A 14,192-nucleotide genomic window follows, 5' to 3' on the forward strand; every position below is an offset into this window, starting at 1 on the left:
CTTTGCCTCAGGGGCAATCCAATCCACTGGTCGATGCCGCCGAGGCGCAGCGAAGCGGGGCTCTACGGCATCTGTTAAAGCAGGCAATCCAGTCCAAGTCGGTTAAACACCAGGCAAAGCTGAATGAATCGATGCCATCTGGAGCAGCCTTGCATGCCAGTGCAATTCGTCCGGTTGCTGAATTGCAGATATCGAGTGCAGAACAGGCCGCGTCTTTCTCCTTGAAAGGACGTGAACTTGATGATGAAAAATTAACCAGAAAGTTCAGGGATCAATTCAAGTCGTTGACCACGGGTGACGAAAAGTTTCTTGAGCTTTGTATCCATTCCTTGATTGCTGCTACTGAGCAGCACACCACCAGTATTATTGATGAACTGGGTACGGTATCGCCCGATCAAAAAACAGCCCTTAAATTTCTGCTGCTGCAAATCACTTTGCTTGATGCGGAGCGCTACGCGATTGGCCCTGAAACCCTTTCGCAGATCAAGACAAAAAGAGATCAGATTCTTGCCGCACACAATCAATCGTTAGATGATTTTCTCATCACGATGGCAGTAACCACCATGGCATCGGGGCCATTGAAAATTGGCCATCGGCAGTTGATGGCTGCAAACAGAATGCTGACTAAAAATGAAGACCTGGGCTCTCTGGAGATCTACGGGTTTCTCTCGCGCCTCATTGCCAGCGATCCAAATCGTCTTTTGGTGAAACTGAAGGTTCTCAGGGAGCAGTGGTTGCTGTTGTCAGATCGGGAGCGCACGCAGTATCCGCTGGAGCTAACTGCCCAACGTCAGCACTTCATTCAGTCACGAATTCGACAGATTGATCTGATTAGCACCAGCGTTGCTGACCTGGATCGGATCAAAACCGTTTGCCTCAAAGCCGGTGTTGAAAAAGTACCCGAATCGGCAAAGGTACTGCTGGAACTGGTTGGTTTGTCCGGATCTACCGGTGTGGGATCGGCCAACAAGCTGAGCAGGCTGTTTGAGTCGATGAGTCCGGTGGTAAAAGGAACCCAAATTTATTGCATGAATCTTCGAGGATTTATTCAGCGAGGAATGATTTTTTTGGGTAGACAGAACGAGAAAACATTTTCCCAATTGGTGCTGCAAATTAATTCTGCACTTAAAAGCAGCTATCACACTAAGGCAGCTGATGCAGAGGTGAAGTGATGCTTCAAAAAAATGATCCGGAGATTGGTACTGATGACATTGTCGAACTTGCCCAGATCGACTCCTGGATGTTGGGTACTGAAAAAGTGAATGGAATCGTAAGCGGTCAACAACTGTTCATGGTCTCGGAATCTTTGCCATTGGATCGCACCAGTTTCGTTCGAGGCATCGAGAGAATTAATCGCCAGAAGTCGCTAGGCCGCGGTTATCAACTGGAGGCGTTTCTAGAGCCATGCTGTGGATGCCGGGTGACTGTTGACTCGGGTTGGGAGTTGGTCAATACGTCAATGCACACCGAGTTTCTGAGCCGGTTTTTACAAGAACTTAAATTGGGGAATCTGGATGATTAAAGTGTTTAGTGAAACCTCACCTGCTTCAGCATCACCAGATCCCAATCGAAACAGACAAACACGAAGAGAACAGGGAATCGAGTGGAGTGAGCGGATGCTTAAGCCTGAGTTCTCGAAAAATGGAATCTCAAAAGCAGGCACAGGACAGAAATCGATGGTTGAGAAACATGATCTTGAGAATACATTTTTCTCAATGTTGTTGGATGAACAGGCAGTTTCTCAAAGTACTGATTTTGAGGGAACTTTGAACTCCAATTCTTCACTTAATAAACAGGAAGGCAATAAAAAAAATGTGGAGTTGGAAGAGCAGTTTTACATCAAGTCCGATGATTTTGGATCTGCCAAAGTCGAAGTAAAACTGAATTCAAATGTTGTGTTGTTGCATGTGGTTGTAGAGCAACCGCTGCCAGTTCAGCATATCTCGATTCTCCAGAAGCTCGTGGCAAGTAGATTGGGTCAGCAGTTCGGCAAAAATTTTGAGGTGCAAATCACATGCAAGAATTGAGCGCAATGACAGGACTGGTATCTGGAACTGGAGGCAAGGGCCCCAATAGTTTCAGCCTTGAGAATGGAAAGATTTTTCAGAAGTTGGTGGAGTCGGAAAGTACATCACAAAGTAATGTACTGACAACCCTGGTTCAAAAGGCAGAAGACGCTCACCAACAAAGCCGAGTGGACGTTACAAAAGAAATGCGTAAGTTTGATCGGAGTGATGAACTGGTTAAGTTGATTGAAGCGTCTCACGTGAGTGCCATGCATTCTGTTGAACTTCAGTTGAGTGGGAAGGTGGGTGGAAAACTCTCCGAGTCTTTTGAACAAATTTACAAGCAGCAATAACAATTATGTCGACTATCTACGGACCCTCGCAAGCAGTGGCCAAACTGGCTGATGGAAGAATGCAGCGGATCATCGAGCGTATCGAGGATCCTAACTTTGGTGGAAATATGCAAGACGTTTTCATGTTGCAGGCGGAGACCACGGTCATGTCTGTGTTGTGGAACCAGGCAGCCAATTTGGTGAAGGATGTTTCTGAGCCTTTGAAGAGTATTGTCAACAAGTGAAGGGAGGTGAAAATGCCAGCTGAAGGCGTGGGAGCAACCCCTGCAGCAGTTACTGCCGATGGGGGGGAAGGTGGAAGAATTGAGAGTTGGGATGACCTGCCCGACTGGGCGAAAGATCGATTGTTTCAGGCTCAGTTTATCGGCATGAAGGTGCTGACCGACGAGCAAGTGAATCAGGCGTTTCAATCCACTCAAGGTAGTTGATCCAAGGTCATTTTTAATTATTTTCTGGAGAAAGTTATGGCTTACATCATTGCATCAAGTGCAGGCTTTGGTAAAACAGCAGACGCGGTTTTGGCTGGCGGGGCCAAGGCGGCCGTGAAATCTGCAAAGAAAGGTACGCTGGCCGGCGCATTCAAGGCTCAAGGCATTATGACGGAGACTGTGATCACCGTGGGTTCCGTTGCAGCAACCAACTCAAGCTTTAATCAAGGCGCGCAGCAGGCTGGCAACAAGTAATTACACTCGCAGCGCCCCGAATCACTGCGGGGCGTTTTTTTATTCGATTTTTGTGAGAATAAATCATGGCAATACCGAATACACCCCCGGATTCTCAGCCCAGTCCTTTGGGTGCTGATTCGGACAATCCCTTGGCAGAAGATATCGACACTTCTTTCGATAACGCCACTCAAACCCCACCTGCCCGAGGTTGGTCGGATTCACAGCAAGCAACGCTTGATGAAATTGAACACCTGGAGTCACTTCAAAATTCCGGAAATATTTCCCCGGGCCAACAGCTTCGCTTGCTCGAGTTGAAGGTTCAGTTTCTGGGACAGGTTGGCGCAATCACGCCGGCACAACTGAAAGAAGTAAGTGCCCAAATCAAGGATTTGCAAGTACGTTTGGATGAGTGCATGAGTGCCTCACAGACAGATGTAAATGTTTTGGGTAAGTTGCTGAGTGATCTCAAGGACATTGGTGTTACTACGGAAGGCTCCCCACTGGCGCAGAAGCATGCAGCTTTAACCGCAGACCCCAACCTGAGTTTGGAAAGCCGACTGAGGTTTACTGCAGCCCATGAACAGCAAATGGCAGATTCGTATGCTGACGGTAGTAGCGAGCGAACCATGCATTTGAATAGGGTTGACTATTTGACGGATGTTGCTGACAAGCTGAAGTATTCCGAGGGCAGCCTTGGCGCGACGGAAATGAAAGACCTGGAGAAAATCAACTTTGCTGATTTGAAGGCGCTGGACCCAACCACGTTGAGAGCTGAAGCAGATTTGTTTAAAGAATTCGCCACACGACGCGAGGCGGAACTTCGCGGCCTTTATGCTGGAAAAGGGTTAAGTGCCGAAGAAATTGACAAGAAAATTGCTGAAGATCCGCTGCTTGGTTACTTTAACGCCCGTTCGGAAATTGCAACTAATACAGCCGCTGAGTTGGATGGTGATGTTAGTCCGATGGACAGGGTAAGAATTGGAACCGATTACTTTGCCGATGTGGCCAAGGCCGACGACGTGTTTTACACCGACATGGCCACGTTGGCTGCGGCGAACAAAGACGATTCCAACAAGGCACGTTTTGAATCAATGGCCTCTGAGGCACGTGACCGACTCGGTGTAATCAACCGCATCGCTCAAACATTGATTTCAATGCTTGCTCAGGTGAGTACAGACGCCGCGCGCGGCTAAGGAGATTCGTATGACAGCAGCTGCTGGGGTTGGTTCTTCAGGTTTGGAGTTTGATGGTTCAATTGATTCCACTGATGAAGTGGGAGCAACAGGCGAGGCTGGTTCAGAGGAGTATGCAGCCAAAATTCTTCGCATCATGCTGTGGATGATGGAGAACAACCGTGATGCCATGAAAAACTTTTTTGAAGTTCTTGCAGACGGCGATAAGAACAAAGCCGCCCACATGATGGAGGTTCTGGAGAAGAATCTGGAGCAGCTGAAAAAGCAAGAGCGGATGAAGGGCCTGAAAATATTTCTGAAGATTCTGGGTGTTTTTGCCCTCATCCTGTCTGCCATCATGGTGTTGATCAATCCAACTCCCTTTGCTGTGGCCATGTTGGTTATTGCGGTTACGATGTTTCTGGAGCCCATGATTGCCAATGCAACAGGCAACGAGTCCCTGGTTGGTCAGGCATTCAAAGAGATCTTTAATGTTCTGAAAGATATGGGCCTTCCTGTGTGGGCAGCGGCAATCATCATGGCGGTGGTTGTGGTTGCAATCATGGTGCTCACTGCCATGGGTGCGGCAGCATTGGGTCGAGTAATGGCAGATGTCGGTAGCAAATTTGTACAGATGCTCCGCGGAACCAGCGCTGCAAATGTGGCAGCGGGTCAAGGGGCAGGCGTGTCGGGTGCAGTTGTTAAAGCCGTGGATGTTTCTGCAAAGGCCATTGATGATTTCTTGTTAGCTCTCAAAAACTTTGTCACCGAGAACATGCGCAAGATTGTTTTTGCCGCGGACATGACTTCATTGGCTGGTATGAATGCAGGTGAGTTGACCAACGGGGTGCTCAAGTACCAAGTGTCAACATCGCAAGTTTCGATTGACAAATTGATGGCATTTATTGATTTGATTACTCAAGGCCTGGATCTCTCCAGAGAAGATGCGATCTCATTCAAGAAATTGATCAGCGATTACGTGAAGCAAATTGAAAAAATGAACTTGGTTTAAAGGAGGAATTATTATGGTTTCCAGTGTTGGTGAAAGTTCAGGTTCTGGCTTGATTACGCTTGATGAAGAGGACGACATACCTGATGGGCCAGTGCCACCTACGGTGCAAAAGTATATTGATGCTGGAGTTATTTCTTATCGGGATGCAAAGGCGATTGGTTTTCTTTCCAGTCCTGAAAATGCAATGTTCATTGCTCTTTTTGAAAGTGCAAGAGAAAAGGGCTTGAAACTTGAGTTGCACCGTATTGACACTCAAACGGGTACTTTCGAATTCAAGATCAAGTCTGCCAATGAGAAACTAAATGGTGCCATTGTGGCGCTCACCATGACAGCTGCTGGTGCGGGCCTTGGGTTCACTGCTGGTCTATCCATGGCTGGTCGAGGGAAGGCCGAGCCTGTCATGGAGAATATGTCAGGTGTGGTTGGTGGCGGCATATTGCAGGTGTTCAAATCCGCAGGTGAGGTTGGGGAGGCGGCTTTGGGTGTTGATGCTGCTGAGTTTCAGGCTTTTGCCGATCTCTTCGAACAGAACTACCAGGCACTCAGCACTGAAATCAGTCATACAAATGATTCGGCCAGCGCCACACTTTCTGGTGCCCGTACTTAATCGGAGGACGATTATGTTTGCCCTACGTCGTCGATATGTGTACTTAACAAGTGTAACCAGTTCAGGTGGTGATGGGGGTGGTTCTACGACCCCGGCTCGCCCTGCTGGAGCCTCGTTTGATCCCAAGTATATTAAGGAACAAGGCCCTGAGGGTTTGCCAGTTTTCAAATCTCAACCAGGTCTTATTGATTCGGCCTATGCGGCAATCATCGCTGGCGACTCAGCCAGATATGCACATTTGATGGCTGAGATCGGCGGCATACTGTTTGATTATGATGTAGATTACGCCGATGCAGTGATGAAGTGGTTTAGTGATTTCGAGCGTGGAGTCAATTCAATACGGGCTGCCATGCAGGGCTTCAGCTCAGAGAAAGGTGACTACAAACTCGGCCCTATTGAGGCGAAAGTGTTAGAGAAAGCGAAAGCATTGCTTGAAAAGGCAACCTTCGCTTTAAGTGATGTGCCTGGTGGCGAGATTGTTCAGCGCATGCTTGATGCATACAACGATGGACAAAAATCAATCTCGATTTCCAAGCAGGACGCAAACAAAGTGTTGCAGTTTATGACGCAACTTGAAAATAAACTGGTACCCAGCGAGTTTAAACAAGATGTGCTTTCTGCTCAGCTTGAATCAAGCAACAAAAAGCGTTCCAACTTTTTTGAAGCCACCATGCCTGCACTGCTGAAAAATTTGTACGACCGGTAAGATTTAAATGGTCAGGGCATATTTTTAGAAAACCCCGCGTTAAACCTAACGCGGGGTTTTTTTTGTACAGATCTTTAACCTCACCAACCTTGCATTTACCAATCGCTGTTGGTGGGTGCGGAATCTTTCAGATTACTTCTTGGGAAACAAGTGCGGGAAGCACAACATCCAGAAAGTGGTTGGCATGCAACTTGGCTTGTTCCAGCGACTCTTGCGGGTTTGTAATTTCACGACCCTCTATACAAAATCGCTTGTTTAGAATCGTCATTGTTTCTTGCAATTTTTTGTCCAGATCTTGATTCTGCACACCTTGTAAGTGATGTGAAAGCAACATCATGTCTGCATTTCTCAGGCGAATTACCCGATTGGTTCTCGCAAATGCCAAGTAGTTGTAGGGACCTCCATCGAGATGAGCGTGCGCCAGTTCATGATTTATTTTCTTTAACTTGTCCACGCAGTGCCCGGTCTTGATACCGAGCTTGCCATCATGAATCAAATAGGTTGCGATTTCTGCAACTTCCTGAACGCTGAATTGGGGCAACACTTTTTGTACGTCATTCACAGTTGCACCTTTTTCACCAAAGGCATCAATCACTCCCTGCAGCGTTGCTTTATCGAATGTGACGGTCAGGTTTTCATAAACCATTTCAACTGCGTTTTCATTGTCAATCAGTTCGGTTTGGGTGCTGATCAAGGCTTGCTCCCCCAATCGATTGATTTGCAAAGCCTTGCCCAAGGCCAATGAGCCTTTTGCATAAAGGTCGCGCCTGAATGACTGGCCGATGGCGAAGTCCCGAATGGTCTCCCGCATGTGCAAACTGGATTCCTGGTTGATCACCTCAAGTAGAGAGGGAGGGTAAGAGGCGTCGAACAGTTGAACCACGTTGGCGGTACCAAAGTAATCCAGTTTATATTCGCTGATTTCCTGGAGTATTTCCGCAACATACAGCGGTTGCCATGCAGTGTTGTTGTACTCCTGAACAAGATAGGCGGGATCCGAGCGCGACATGCCATCTATTCTCATGTCAAGGGAAGGCAGCATTTCAAACAACACGGCATTGGCGTCTTTTAATGCGCTCATTTTTTTGATTGCGAGGTCGATGGCTGCTTTGCCTCGCATGTGGTTGTTCAGTTGAATGACCAGGTGTTGAAACGGCGAGGCAGAATGCCAGCCCGGGTAGGTGTTGTAGCTGTTGTAGACGATGCCGCCAGGTTTTAGAACTTTTGAAACCAGGCTCCACATTCCTTTCCGAACTTCTTTTGAAACCCAGGTGCTGATTCCATGTGCCACTGCATAATCAACTTCGCCAATCTTGTCGGGCCATTTTGCGAGATCGAGGAAGTCGGCTTCGATGAAGGTGATGTTGCGCAGGGCCAAACGTTTGGCGAGGGATCTGGCATGTGCAATATGCCTTGGCATGAAGTCAACGCCGATAAACTGACTGTCAGGATGAAGTGCCGCATGAAAGATCAAACTTAATCCCTGTCCACAACCCAGATCCAGATAGGTGAAGTTGTCTTTGGGCGCATCTATTCCCTGAAGGGTGCACATCCATTGGAGATAAGACGGGGATGTTTCGGTGTGATATCCATATTCGTAGCCTTCATCTGCATAGTATCCGTGACTCCAAGAGTTGCTCATTTGACTAGTCCTGTTTTGGTTAAGAATGATTCACTAACAGGAGGTATGTGTAGTCCGGATTTACTTTGGTTCCTCCAAGTTTTTCTGCTGTACCCACAAGATTCTGGAACTATGAGACTCTCGGGCTGTACTCAAGCACTGGAAGTGATCAAATTTTTCTTCAATAGGATTAGGGGTACACCAGTGGAAACAACTTACACCAACTTTCTTCAACTGGTTCCGCCAGCATTGGTTGTCATTTTCCTGCTCTACTTTTCTTACACTTTTTACATTGACTACTTCAAACCGTCTCAAGGCCTGGATAGAACATTGAGACGAATATCAGGCACGCTGGCGTCCATGAAGGAGGGTGACGCAGATCTTCGCAAGATTGGAGCAAGTCGTGTGTTTCGGGAGTCGGGATTGGACAGGTTGTGGGCGGAGTTCTCCAAAACACTGCACGTCCAGCATCTCGATTCGGGTGGGAAAATTGAAAAGCGGGCGCGTTTGACGGTGCCGGCCCGAGCTTACTTCAGTGTTTCAGCAGTGATTGAGGGGCCGTTGAGGGCTCATTACTTCAAACACCTTCCCGGTATCTTGACTGGGGTGGGGATTATTGGAACCTTCTCTGGTTTGTTGTTTGGTTTGAGCAACTTTGATTCCAGTTCGCCAGACACAATGGCGCAAAGCGTAAATTTGCTTTTATCCGGGGTGCGGGACGCATTTTATGCATCTGCACTTGCGATCACAGTGGCCATGGTCATTACGCACATGGAAAAGCTCCAGTATCGCAAATGCGTAAGTGCGCTGGACGAACTTAACTCAGTGGTTGATTCATTGTTTGACAGTGGAGTTGAGCAAGAGTACCTGGCAGCAATCGCCCACCAGACAAGAGGTTTTGAGAATCAAGCTGACGGATTCAGGAACGCGATTACGGAGTCTCTTGCTTTGGTTGCCAATGAGTCCAAGCTGTCGCAAGAAAGATTTGCAGAGTTGATTCGTACAGCGATGTTTGAGGCCATGACTGACGTTACCAGAAAGTCCAATGCGCATCTTGAGCAAACCTTGATCCGACACCTCAGGGAGCCAGTGGAGGAAATGACCCGGAAAATTGAAAGCAGGATTAATTCTACAAAGGTAAGTAATGCAGACATTGCGAGCAAAATTGTGCGAGCGAGCAATGGATCTGGGTCTGCGAATCATGTTGCGGTCAGTCGTCAGGAGCAGTCATGAGATTAAGCGGAACCGACACTGACAGTTTGCGTGAGGAGGGTGAGAGGCCTTTCTGGATTTCTTACGCCGATTTGATGACTGCTTTAATGATTCTTTTCCTGGTTGTGATGGTTGTTGCTTTAAGCGCGATTGTCAAAAAGACCGAGGATATTCTTGAAAAGAGCTCTGAAGTTGATGAAAGGGTTGAACTTGAAGATCAGCGGGTTGCCGCGACTGAAGATGTGTGTGAATACCTTGCGCAACGCTCAAAGGAGTCTGGGCGTTCCGAACTGAATGTTGATTGCAGACTGAACCGCATCAATTTTGGTGAGGCTGGGAGATACGATACCGACCAGTATCGCCCAAGCGAGTTTACCTCTGAAATGCTGGCTGATTTGGTTCCCCTGATTCTGGATACTGCCGAAACGCCCATGGGAAAGCGTTGGTTAAAGCAAGTCATCATTGAGGGATTTACTGATACCGACGGTTCTTATTTGTACAACTTGAATCTGAGTCTTCGACGATCAGAATATCTGATGTGCCTTTTGTTGGGAGGCGTACCAGAGTTCAATGTGGCGTTGACACCTTTTCAACGGGTGCAGGTAAAGCGATTGTTCCTCGCTGGCGGTGTTGCTTTCAATGATATGAAAGGCACGAAAGATGAAAGCCGACGTGTCGAGTTGAAGTTGGTGTTTTACGGCGTTGATGAGCGCCCCGAAGATGCTGCAAGCTATATGGGAAAATTTCAGGACGATCCCGCAGACCGATGCAGAATTTAGTGCGGTTTGACTCGGGAGTTTAAATGGGGGCTTTCGAAGTTGTAGATTACGAGGGACTTAGATACTTGTGCTCCCGTTCCACAGGGGTGGTGCAAGGGCATATTTGTCTCGAAGCGCCACATGTTCCGGCAGTTCCTTATTTGAGGGCCGCCTTGAGCACCTTGCTTCTGGATGATTGCTTCTCTGGCGCTCGCAATATATTGCTTATTGGCCTTGGTGCCGGCGTGGTTCCGCGGTTTATTCTTCGAAACTTTCCAAGCTGGCATGTCACTGTGGTTGAAATTTGCCCAGAGGTGATTGACACGGCGGTGTCCCATTTTTATTTTCCGAAGACTCATCCGAGGCTGACCGTTGTGTGTGGCTGTGGAGATGAGTATATAAAAACCTGTAACCGCACTTTTGATTGGATTTTTGTTGATGGGTTCGATCAAGAAGGACTGGTTGGACCACTCTTGAGTTCTGACTTTATTCAGAATTGCCAGCGCACACTCAACCCTTCATCTAGTCTTGTAGTCAATTCAATTGCCTTGCATGAGAATTCAGCAACTGTGTCGATGCGATTGCAGGGTGGGTTGGGTCGCCAAGTGCATGTCATTGAATTAACAGAGACGCCCAATTTCCTATCGCTTGCGTTGCCCTCCGGGTTCTCTGCCTCTCCGAAAGAGACTCTTTTTTCACGGGCAGGACGATTAAAGTTAATTTCCGGGCTTGATTTATCCTCCGAGCTTGACCGCTTGCCCTGTAGTGCCCTTTAGTTTTGCAACTTGATAGCACAGCAATCCGCTTTTTATCCTGATTGTTCCATGTTGATTTGACAGGTTTCGGTAAACGGTCAATAATTCAAACAAACGTTTGATTTATGAATTCGGGGGAGACCGGAGTGAGACTAAGCCAGGAACACAAAGAACTACAACGCACCATCGAACGCTTTGTGGAGAATGAAATTAATCCACACGTGGCCACTTGGGAAAAGAAGCAAATGTTTCCCGCCCATGAGCTGTTCAAAAAGATGGGTAATCTTGGCTTGCTGGGACTGACCAAACCAGAAGAGTTTGGCGGCATGGGTTTGGACTACAGCTATTCCGTGGTGGCGGCGCAAGCTTTGGGAAAAATCCATTGTGGCGGTGTGCCCATGGCAATCGGCGTTCAGACCGACATGGCCACACCCGCTTTGGCGCGGTTTGGCAGCGACGAGCTGCGTCGTGAATTTTTGGCCCCCGCCATTGCTGGCGACATGGTGGCTTGTATTGGTGTTTCAGAGCCCGGCGCAGGGTCGGATGTCGCAGGTGTCAAAACTACTGCAAAAAAAGATGGCAGCGACTACATCATCAACGGCAGCAAAATGTGGATTACCAACAGTTTGCAAGCCGACTGGATCTGCCTGTTGGCCAACACCAGCGAAGGCAAACCCCACCAGAACAAATCACTGATCATCGTGCCCATGAAAACTCCGGGCATTACGATTGAGAAGAAGATTCACAAAATTGGCATGTGGGCATCCGACACGGGTCTTATTCACTTTGACAATGTGCGTGTGCCACAGCGCAACTTGATTGGTATGGAAGGCGCAGGCTTCATGTACCAAATGATCCAGTTTCAGGAAGAGCGCCTGTGGGGTGCCGCCAACAGCATCGAAGGCATGATGCATGTGCTGAACGAAACCATTAACTACACCCGCCAACGCAACTTGTTCGGCAGCACCGTGCTCGATCAACAGGTGGTGCATTTCACATTGGCTGAATTGAAAACTGAAATTGAGGCCTTGCGTGCATTGGTGTGGCAGGCTACAGAAGAATATGTGGCTGGTGGCGAAGTCACCGAGCTGGCCAGCATGTGCAAACTGAAAAGTGGTCGCTTGGTGCGCGAAGTCGCCGACAAGTGTTTGCAATTCTGGGGCGGCATGGGTTTTACCTGGGAAAACCCGGCTTCGCAGCTGTATCGCGATGGCCGACTGATTTCGATTGGTGGCGGTGCAGACGAGGTGATGCTGGGCATCATCTGCAAATTCATGGGTATTTTGCCGGGCAAGAAAAAGAATGCCTAGGATCAAAAAACTGCTCATTGCCAACCGCAATGAAATCGCGCGCAGAATATTGCGCGCAGCCAAGCCCATGGGTATTGCAACAGTCGCTGTCTATTCCGAGGCCGACAAAAAAGCCATGCATGTGCAAGAGGCTGACGAAGCCTACTGCATTGGCCCGGCACCCTCGCTTGAATCGTATTTGCGCATTGACAAACTGATAGAAACAGCGCTGAAAGCCGGTGCAGATGCCATTCACCCTGGCTATGGTTTTGTATCGGAAAGCCCTGCTTTTGCACAAGCCTGCGTGGACGCGGGAATTACCCTGGTGGGCCCCACGCCACAGGCGATCGCTGATATGGCCGACAAGGCCCGTGCCAAAGAAATTGCCCAACAGGCTGGTTTGCCTTGTATTCCCGGCTTCAGCGAGCCCAACGCAAGCGTAAGCGACCTGATGGCTGGGGCGCAGCGGATTGGCTACCCAGTGATGATCAAAGCGTTGGCAGGCGGTGGCGGACGTGGCATGCGTTTGGTGATGACTGAATCCGAATTCGCATCGCAACTTCACTCGGCCCAACTTGAGGCGAAGAATGCATTCAACGACGACCGGGTCATGCTTGAAAAAGCCATCATCAACCCGCGCCACATTGAAATTCAGGTGCTGGCCGATACCCACGGTCACGCGGTGCATTTGGGCGAGCGCGATTGCTCCGTTCAACGCCGCCACCAAAAAATTGTGGAAGAAGCACCCAGCCCAGCCGTGGACGCGGAGCTGCGTGCACGCATGGGTGAAGCCGCATTAAAACTGGTGCATGCCACCCACTATGTGGGTGCGGGCACGGTTGAATTTTTGCTGGATTCAAACGGCGATTTTTACTTCATTGAAATGAACACCCGCTTGCAGGTTGAGCATGGGGTGACAGAGGCCATCACTGGAATTGATCTTGTGCAATGGCAATTGCGAATTGCGTCAGGCGAACACCTCACCTTGCAACAAGAACAAATTGTGTTCAACGGCCATGCCATTCAAGGCCGCCTGTGTGCCGAAGACCCTGCGCGCGACTTCATGCCGCAAACCGGGCCAGTGCTGACCTGGAGTTCTGATGCGAACAGCCGCTGCGACCACGCCCTGCAAGCGGGTGGAGAGGTCAGCCCCTGGTACGACAGCCTTTTGGCGAAGGTCATTGTGCACGGCGATAACCGCCTTGCTGCCTGTGAAAAGCTGGCTGACTCGCTGAAGCGAACGGTACTCATTGGCTTTGAGCACAACGCGCACTACTTGCAACGAATTGCCAGTCACCCCGTGTTCCAGGGTGGAGATTTTGGTACGGGCTTTTTGGCCCAGCATGCTGATGAGTTGCTCAAGCTCCAACATTTCCAGGCAGAGTGCGCTGTAGCCGCAGTATTCCTTGCCTATGCACCACGCCATGAGCGCTGCGCATGGCCTGCACCCTTGGCCGGCTTTTCAAGCACACGTGCGCTGCCGCAGCCGCTGAAACTCAAGGCACAAGGCAACACCCTGAATTTGAAAGTGGGTGGTAACAACGCCAACTGTTACGCAATCGATGGGCTTGCTGATGAAGCAGTGATGCTTGAACAGTGGCACTGCGCCGTGGCGCAGCTAGGCAGTTACACCATCAAGGCGATGGTGCAAGGGCAATCCGCGCAATACACAGTCACCCGATCCAACACCGGCGTGTGGGTTCAACAGTGGCTAAACCCACAGGCATTGCATGTGGATGAAGAAACTTTGCTGAGCGCTTCAGCCCTTGCGGAGGGTGTATTTCAAGCCCTTGTCAGCAGCCCGATGAACGGCAAAGTGACACAGGTGCTGGTTCAACCCGGTCAGCAGGTTGAGGCTGGCACCGTGTTGGTGTGTTTGGAAGCCATGAAAATGGAACACCGCATTACCGCCAAATCCGCTGCAATTGTGGAGCAGGTGCACATCAAGGTGGGTGACCAAATGAAGCAGAAACAAGCCATGGTCCAGCTTGGTCAGATCCAATAAACAACACACAGCCCGGCTGGAGGAGACACAA

General features: G+C 49.2%; 17 protein-coding genes. 16 read left to right on the top strand and 1 reads right to left on the bottom strand.

Annotated elements, in window-relative coordinates; translation table 11 throughout:
• Nucleotides 1–2 precede the first annotated feature (2 nt).
• From BSZ31_RS05470 to BSZ31_RS05520, 11 genes are all read left to right on the top strand, one after another.
• Nucleotides 3–1,172 carry a hypothetical protein gene (locus tag BSZ31_RS05470; RefSeq protein WP_146106611.1) on the top strand — a complete coding sequence of 390 codons (1,170 nt, stop codon included), beginning with the start codon at nt 3–5 and terminating at the stop codon, nt 1,170–1,172.
• Nucleotides 1,172–1,522 carry a hypothetical protein gene (locus BSZ31_RS05475; protein WP_105027894.1) on the top strand — a complete coding sequence of 117 codons (351 nt, stop codon included), beginning with the start codon at nt 1,172–1,174 and terminating at the stop codon, nt 1,520–1,522. The genes BSZ31_RS05470 and BSZ31_RS05475 overlap by 1 nt, the downstream gene beginning before the upstream one ends.
• Complete coding sequence (locus BSZ31_RS16690) at nt 1,515–2,027, top strand: hypothetical protein (protein ID WP_146106612.1); 513 nt, start codon at nt 1,515–1,517, stop codon at nt 2,025–2,027. The genes BSZ31_RS05475 and BSZ31_RS16690 overlap by 8 nt, the downstream gene beginning before the upstream one ends.
• Nucleotides 2,015–2,359 carry a hypothetical protein gene (locus BSZ31_RS05485; protein WP_105027896.1) on the top strand — a complete coding sequence of 115 codons (345 nt, stop codon included), beginning with the start codon at nt 2,015–2,017 and terminating at the stop codon, nt 2,357–2,359. The genes BSZ31_RS16690 and BSZ31_RS05485 overlap by 13 nt, the downstream gene beginning before the upstream one ends.
• Nucleotides 2,360–2,364: 5 nt before the next feature.
• Nucleotides 2,365–2,583, top strand: coding sequence for a hypothetical protein (locus BSZ31_RS05490; protein ID WP_105027897.1), 219 nt, complete (start codon nt 2,365–2,367; stop codon nt 2,581–2,583).
• Between the two features lie 12 nt (nt 2,584–2,595).
• Nucleotides 2,596–2,787, top strand: coding sequence for a hypothetical protein (locus BSZ31_RS05495; protein ID WP_105027898.1), 192 nt, complete (start codon nt 2,596–2,598; stop codon nt 2,785–2,787).
• 36 nt (nt 2,788–2,823) lie between these two features.
• A complete protein-coding gene (locus BSZ31_RS05500) occupies nt 2,824–3,042 on the top strand; it encodes a hypothetical protein (RefSeq protein WP_105027899.1) in 219 nt (72 codons plus the stop codon).
• Between the two features lie 65 nt (nt 3,043–3,107).
• A complete protein-coding gene (locus tag BSZ31_RS05505) occupies nt 3,108–4,217 on the top strand; it encodes a hypothetical protein (protein ID WP_105027900.1) in 1,110 nt (369 codons plus the stop codon).
• A 169-nt stretch (nt 4,218–4,386) separates the two neighbouring features.
• Nucleotides 4,387–5,208, top strand: a complete 822-nt coding sequence (gene sctE, locus BSZ31_RS05510; protein ID WP_168426861.1) for a type III secretion system translocon subunit SctE — start codon at nt 4,387–4,389, stop codon at nt 5,206–5,208.
• Between the two features lie 49 nt (nt 5,209–5,257).
• A complete protein-coding gene (locus tag BSZ31_RS05515) occupies nt 5,258–5,815 on the top strand; it encodes a hypothetical protein (protein ID WP_146106613.1) in 558 nt (185 codons plus the stop codon).
• Between the two features lie 13 nt (nt 5,816–5,828).
• A complete protein-coding gene (locus BSZ31_RS05520) occupies nt 5,829–6,521 on the top strand; it encodes a hypothetical protein (RefSeq protein WP_146106614.1) in 693 nt (230 codons plus the stop codon).
• Between the two features lie 127 nt (nt 6,522–6,648).
• Here BSZ31_RS05520 and BSZ31_RS05525 read toward each other — a convergent pair whose 3' ends face one another.
• Nucleotides 6,649–8,163, bottom strand: coding sequence for a class I SAM-dependent methyltransferase (locus tag BSZ31_RS05525; RefSeq protein ID WP_105027904.1), 1,515 nt, complete (start codon nt 8,161–8,163; stop codon nt 6,649–6,651).
• Here BSZ31_RS05525 and BSZ31_RS05530 point away from each other — a divergent pair, their 5' ends adjacent.
• The 5 genes from BSZ31_RS05530 to BSZ31_RS05550 all read left to right on the top strand — a co-directional run bounded on the left by BSZ31_RS05530 (nt 8,164) and on the right by BSZ31_RS05550 (nt 14,161).
• Nucleotides 8,164–9,375 carry a hypothetical protein gene (locus tag BSZ31_RS05530; RefSeq protein ID WP_206018551.1) on the top strand — a complete coding sequence of 404 codons (1,212 nt, stop codon included), beginning with the start codon at nt 8,164–8,166 and terminating at the stop codon, nt 9,373–9,375.
• Nucleotides 9,372–10,133 carry a flagellar motor protein MotB gene (locus BSZ31_RS05535; RefSeq protein ID WP_105027906.1) on the top strand — a complete coding sequence of 254 codons (762 nt, stop codon included), beginning with the start codon at nt 9,372–9,374 and terminating at the stop codon, nt 10,131–10,133. The genes BSZ31_RS05530 and BSZ31_RS05535 overlap by 4 nt, the downstream gene beginning before the upstream one ends.
• A gap of 152 nt (nt 10,134–10,285) precedes the next feature.
• Nucleotides 10,286–10,888: a spermidine synthase gene (locus BSZ31_RS05540; protein ID WP_168426862.1), complete on the top strand. Its 603-nt coding sequence runs from the start codon at nt 10,286–10,288 to the stop codon at nt 10,886–10,888.
• Between the two features lie 104 nt (nt 10,889–10,992).
• A complete protein-coding gene (locus tag BSZ31_RS05545) occupies nt 10,993–12,177 on the top strand; it encodes an acyl-CoA dehydrogenase family protein (RefSeq protein WP_369907261.1) in 1,185 nt (394 codons plus the stop codon).
• Nucleotides 12,170–14,161: a biotin carboxylase N-terminal domain-containing protein gene (locus BSZ31_RS05550; RefSeq protein WP_105027908.1), complete on the top strand. Its 1,992-nt coding sequence runs from the start codon at nt 12,170–12,172 to the stop codon at nt 14,159–14,161. Before BSZ31_RS05545 ends, BSZ31_RS05550 begins: the two co-directional genes overlap by 8 nt.
• The last annotated feature ends 31 nt before the right edge of the window (nt 14,162–14,192 follow it).

The sequence above is a fragment of the Limnobacter sp. SAORIC-690 genome (genome assembly GCF_002954425.1).
Classification (GTDB): domain Bacteria; phylum Pseudomonadota; class Gammaproteobacteria; order Burkholderiales; family Burkholderiaceae_B; genus Limnobacter; species Limnobacter profundi.

Bases quoted from the DNA above. Each gene is read 5' to 3' on its own strand.
- BSZ31_RS05475 (WP_105027894.1), top strand. From the start codon at position 1,172: ATGCTTCAAAAAAATGATCCGGAGATTGGTACTGATGACATTGTCGAA.
- BSZ31_RS16690 (WP_146106612.1), top strand. From the start codon at position 1,515: ATGATTAAAGTGTTTAGTGAAACCTCACCTGCTTCAGCATCACCAGAT.
- BSZ31_RS05485 (WP_105027896.1), top strand. From the start codon at position 2,015: ATGCAAGAATTGAGCGCAATGACAGGACTGGTATCTGGAACTGGAGGC.
- BSZ31_RS05490 (WP_105027897.1), top strand. From the start codon at position 2,365: ATGTCGACTATCTACGGACCCTCGCAAGCAGTGGCCAAACTGGCTGAT.
- BSZ31_RS05495 (WP_105027898.1), top strand. From the start codon at position 2,596: ATGCCAGCTGAAGGCGTGGGAGCAACCCCTGCAGCAGTTACTGCCGAT.
- BSZ31_RS05500 (WP_105027899.1), top strand. From the start codon at position 2,824: ATGGCTTACATCATTGCATCAAGTGCAGGCTTTGGTAAAACAGCAGAC.
- BSZ31_RS05505 (WP_105027900.1), top strand. From the start codon at position 3,108: ATGGCAATACCGAATACACCCCCGGATTCTCAGCCCAGTCCTTTGGGT.
- sctE (WP_168426861.1), top strand. From the start codon at position 4,387: ATGAAAAACTTTTTTGAAGTTCTTGCAGACGGCGATAAGAACAAAGCC.
- BSZ31_RS05520 (WP_146106614.1), top strand. From the start codon at position 5,829: ATGTTTGCCCTACGTCGTCGATATGTGTACTTAACAAGTGTAACCAGT.
- BSZ31_RS05525 (WP_105027904.1), bottom strand. From the start codon at position 8,163: ATGAGCAACTCTTGGAGTCACGGATACTATGCAGATGAAGGCTACGAA.
- BSZ31_RS05535 (WP_105027906.1), top strand. From the start codon at position 9,372: ATGAGATTAAGCGGAACCGACACTGACAGTTTGCGTGAGGAGGGTGAG.
- BSZ31_RS05545 (WP_369907261.1), top strand. From the start codon at position 10,993: ATGAATTCGGGGGAGACCGGAGTGAGACTAAGCCAGGAACACAAAGAA.
- BSZ31_RS05550 (WP_105027908.1), top strand. From the start codon at position 12,170: ATGCCTAGGATCAAAAAACTGCTCATTGCCAACCGCAATGAAATCGCG.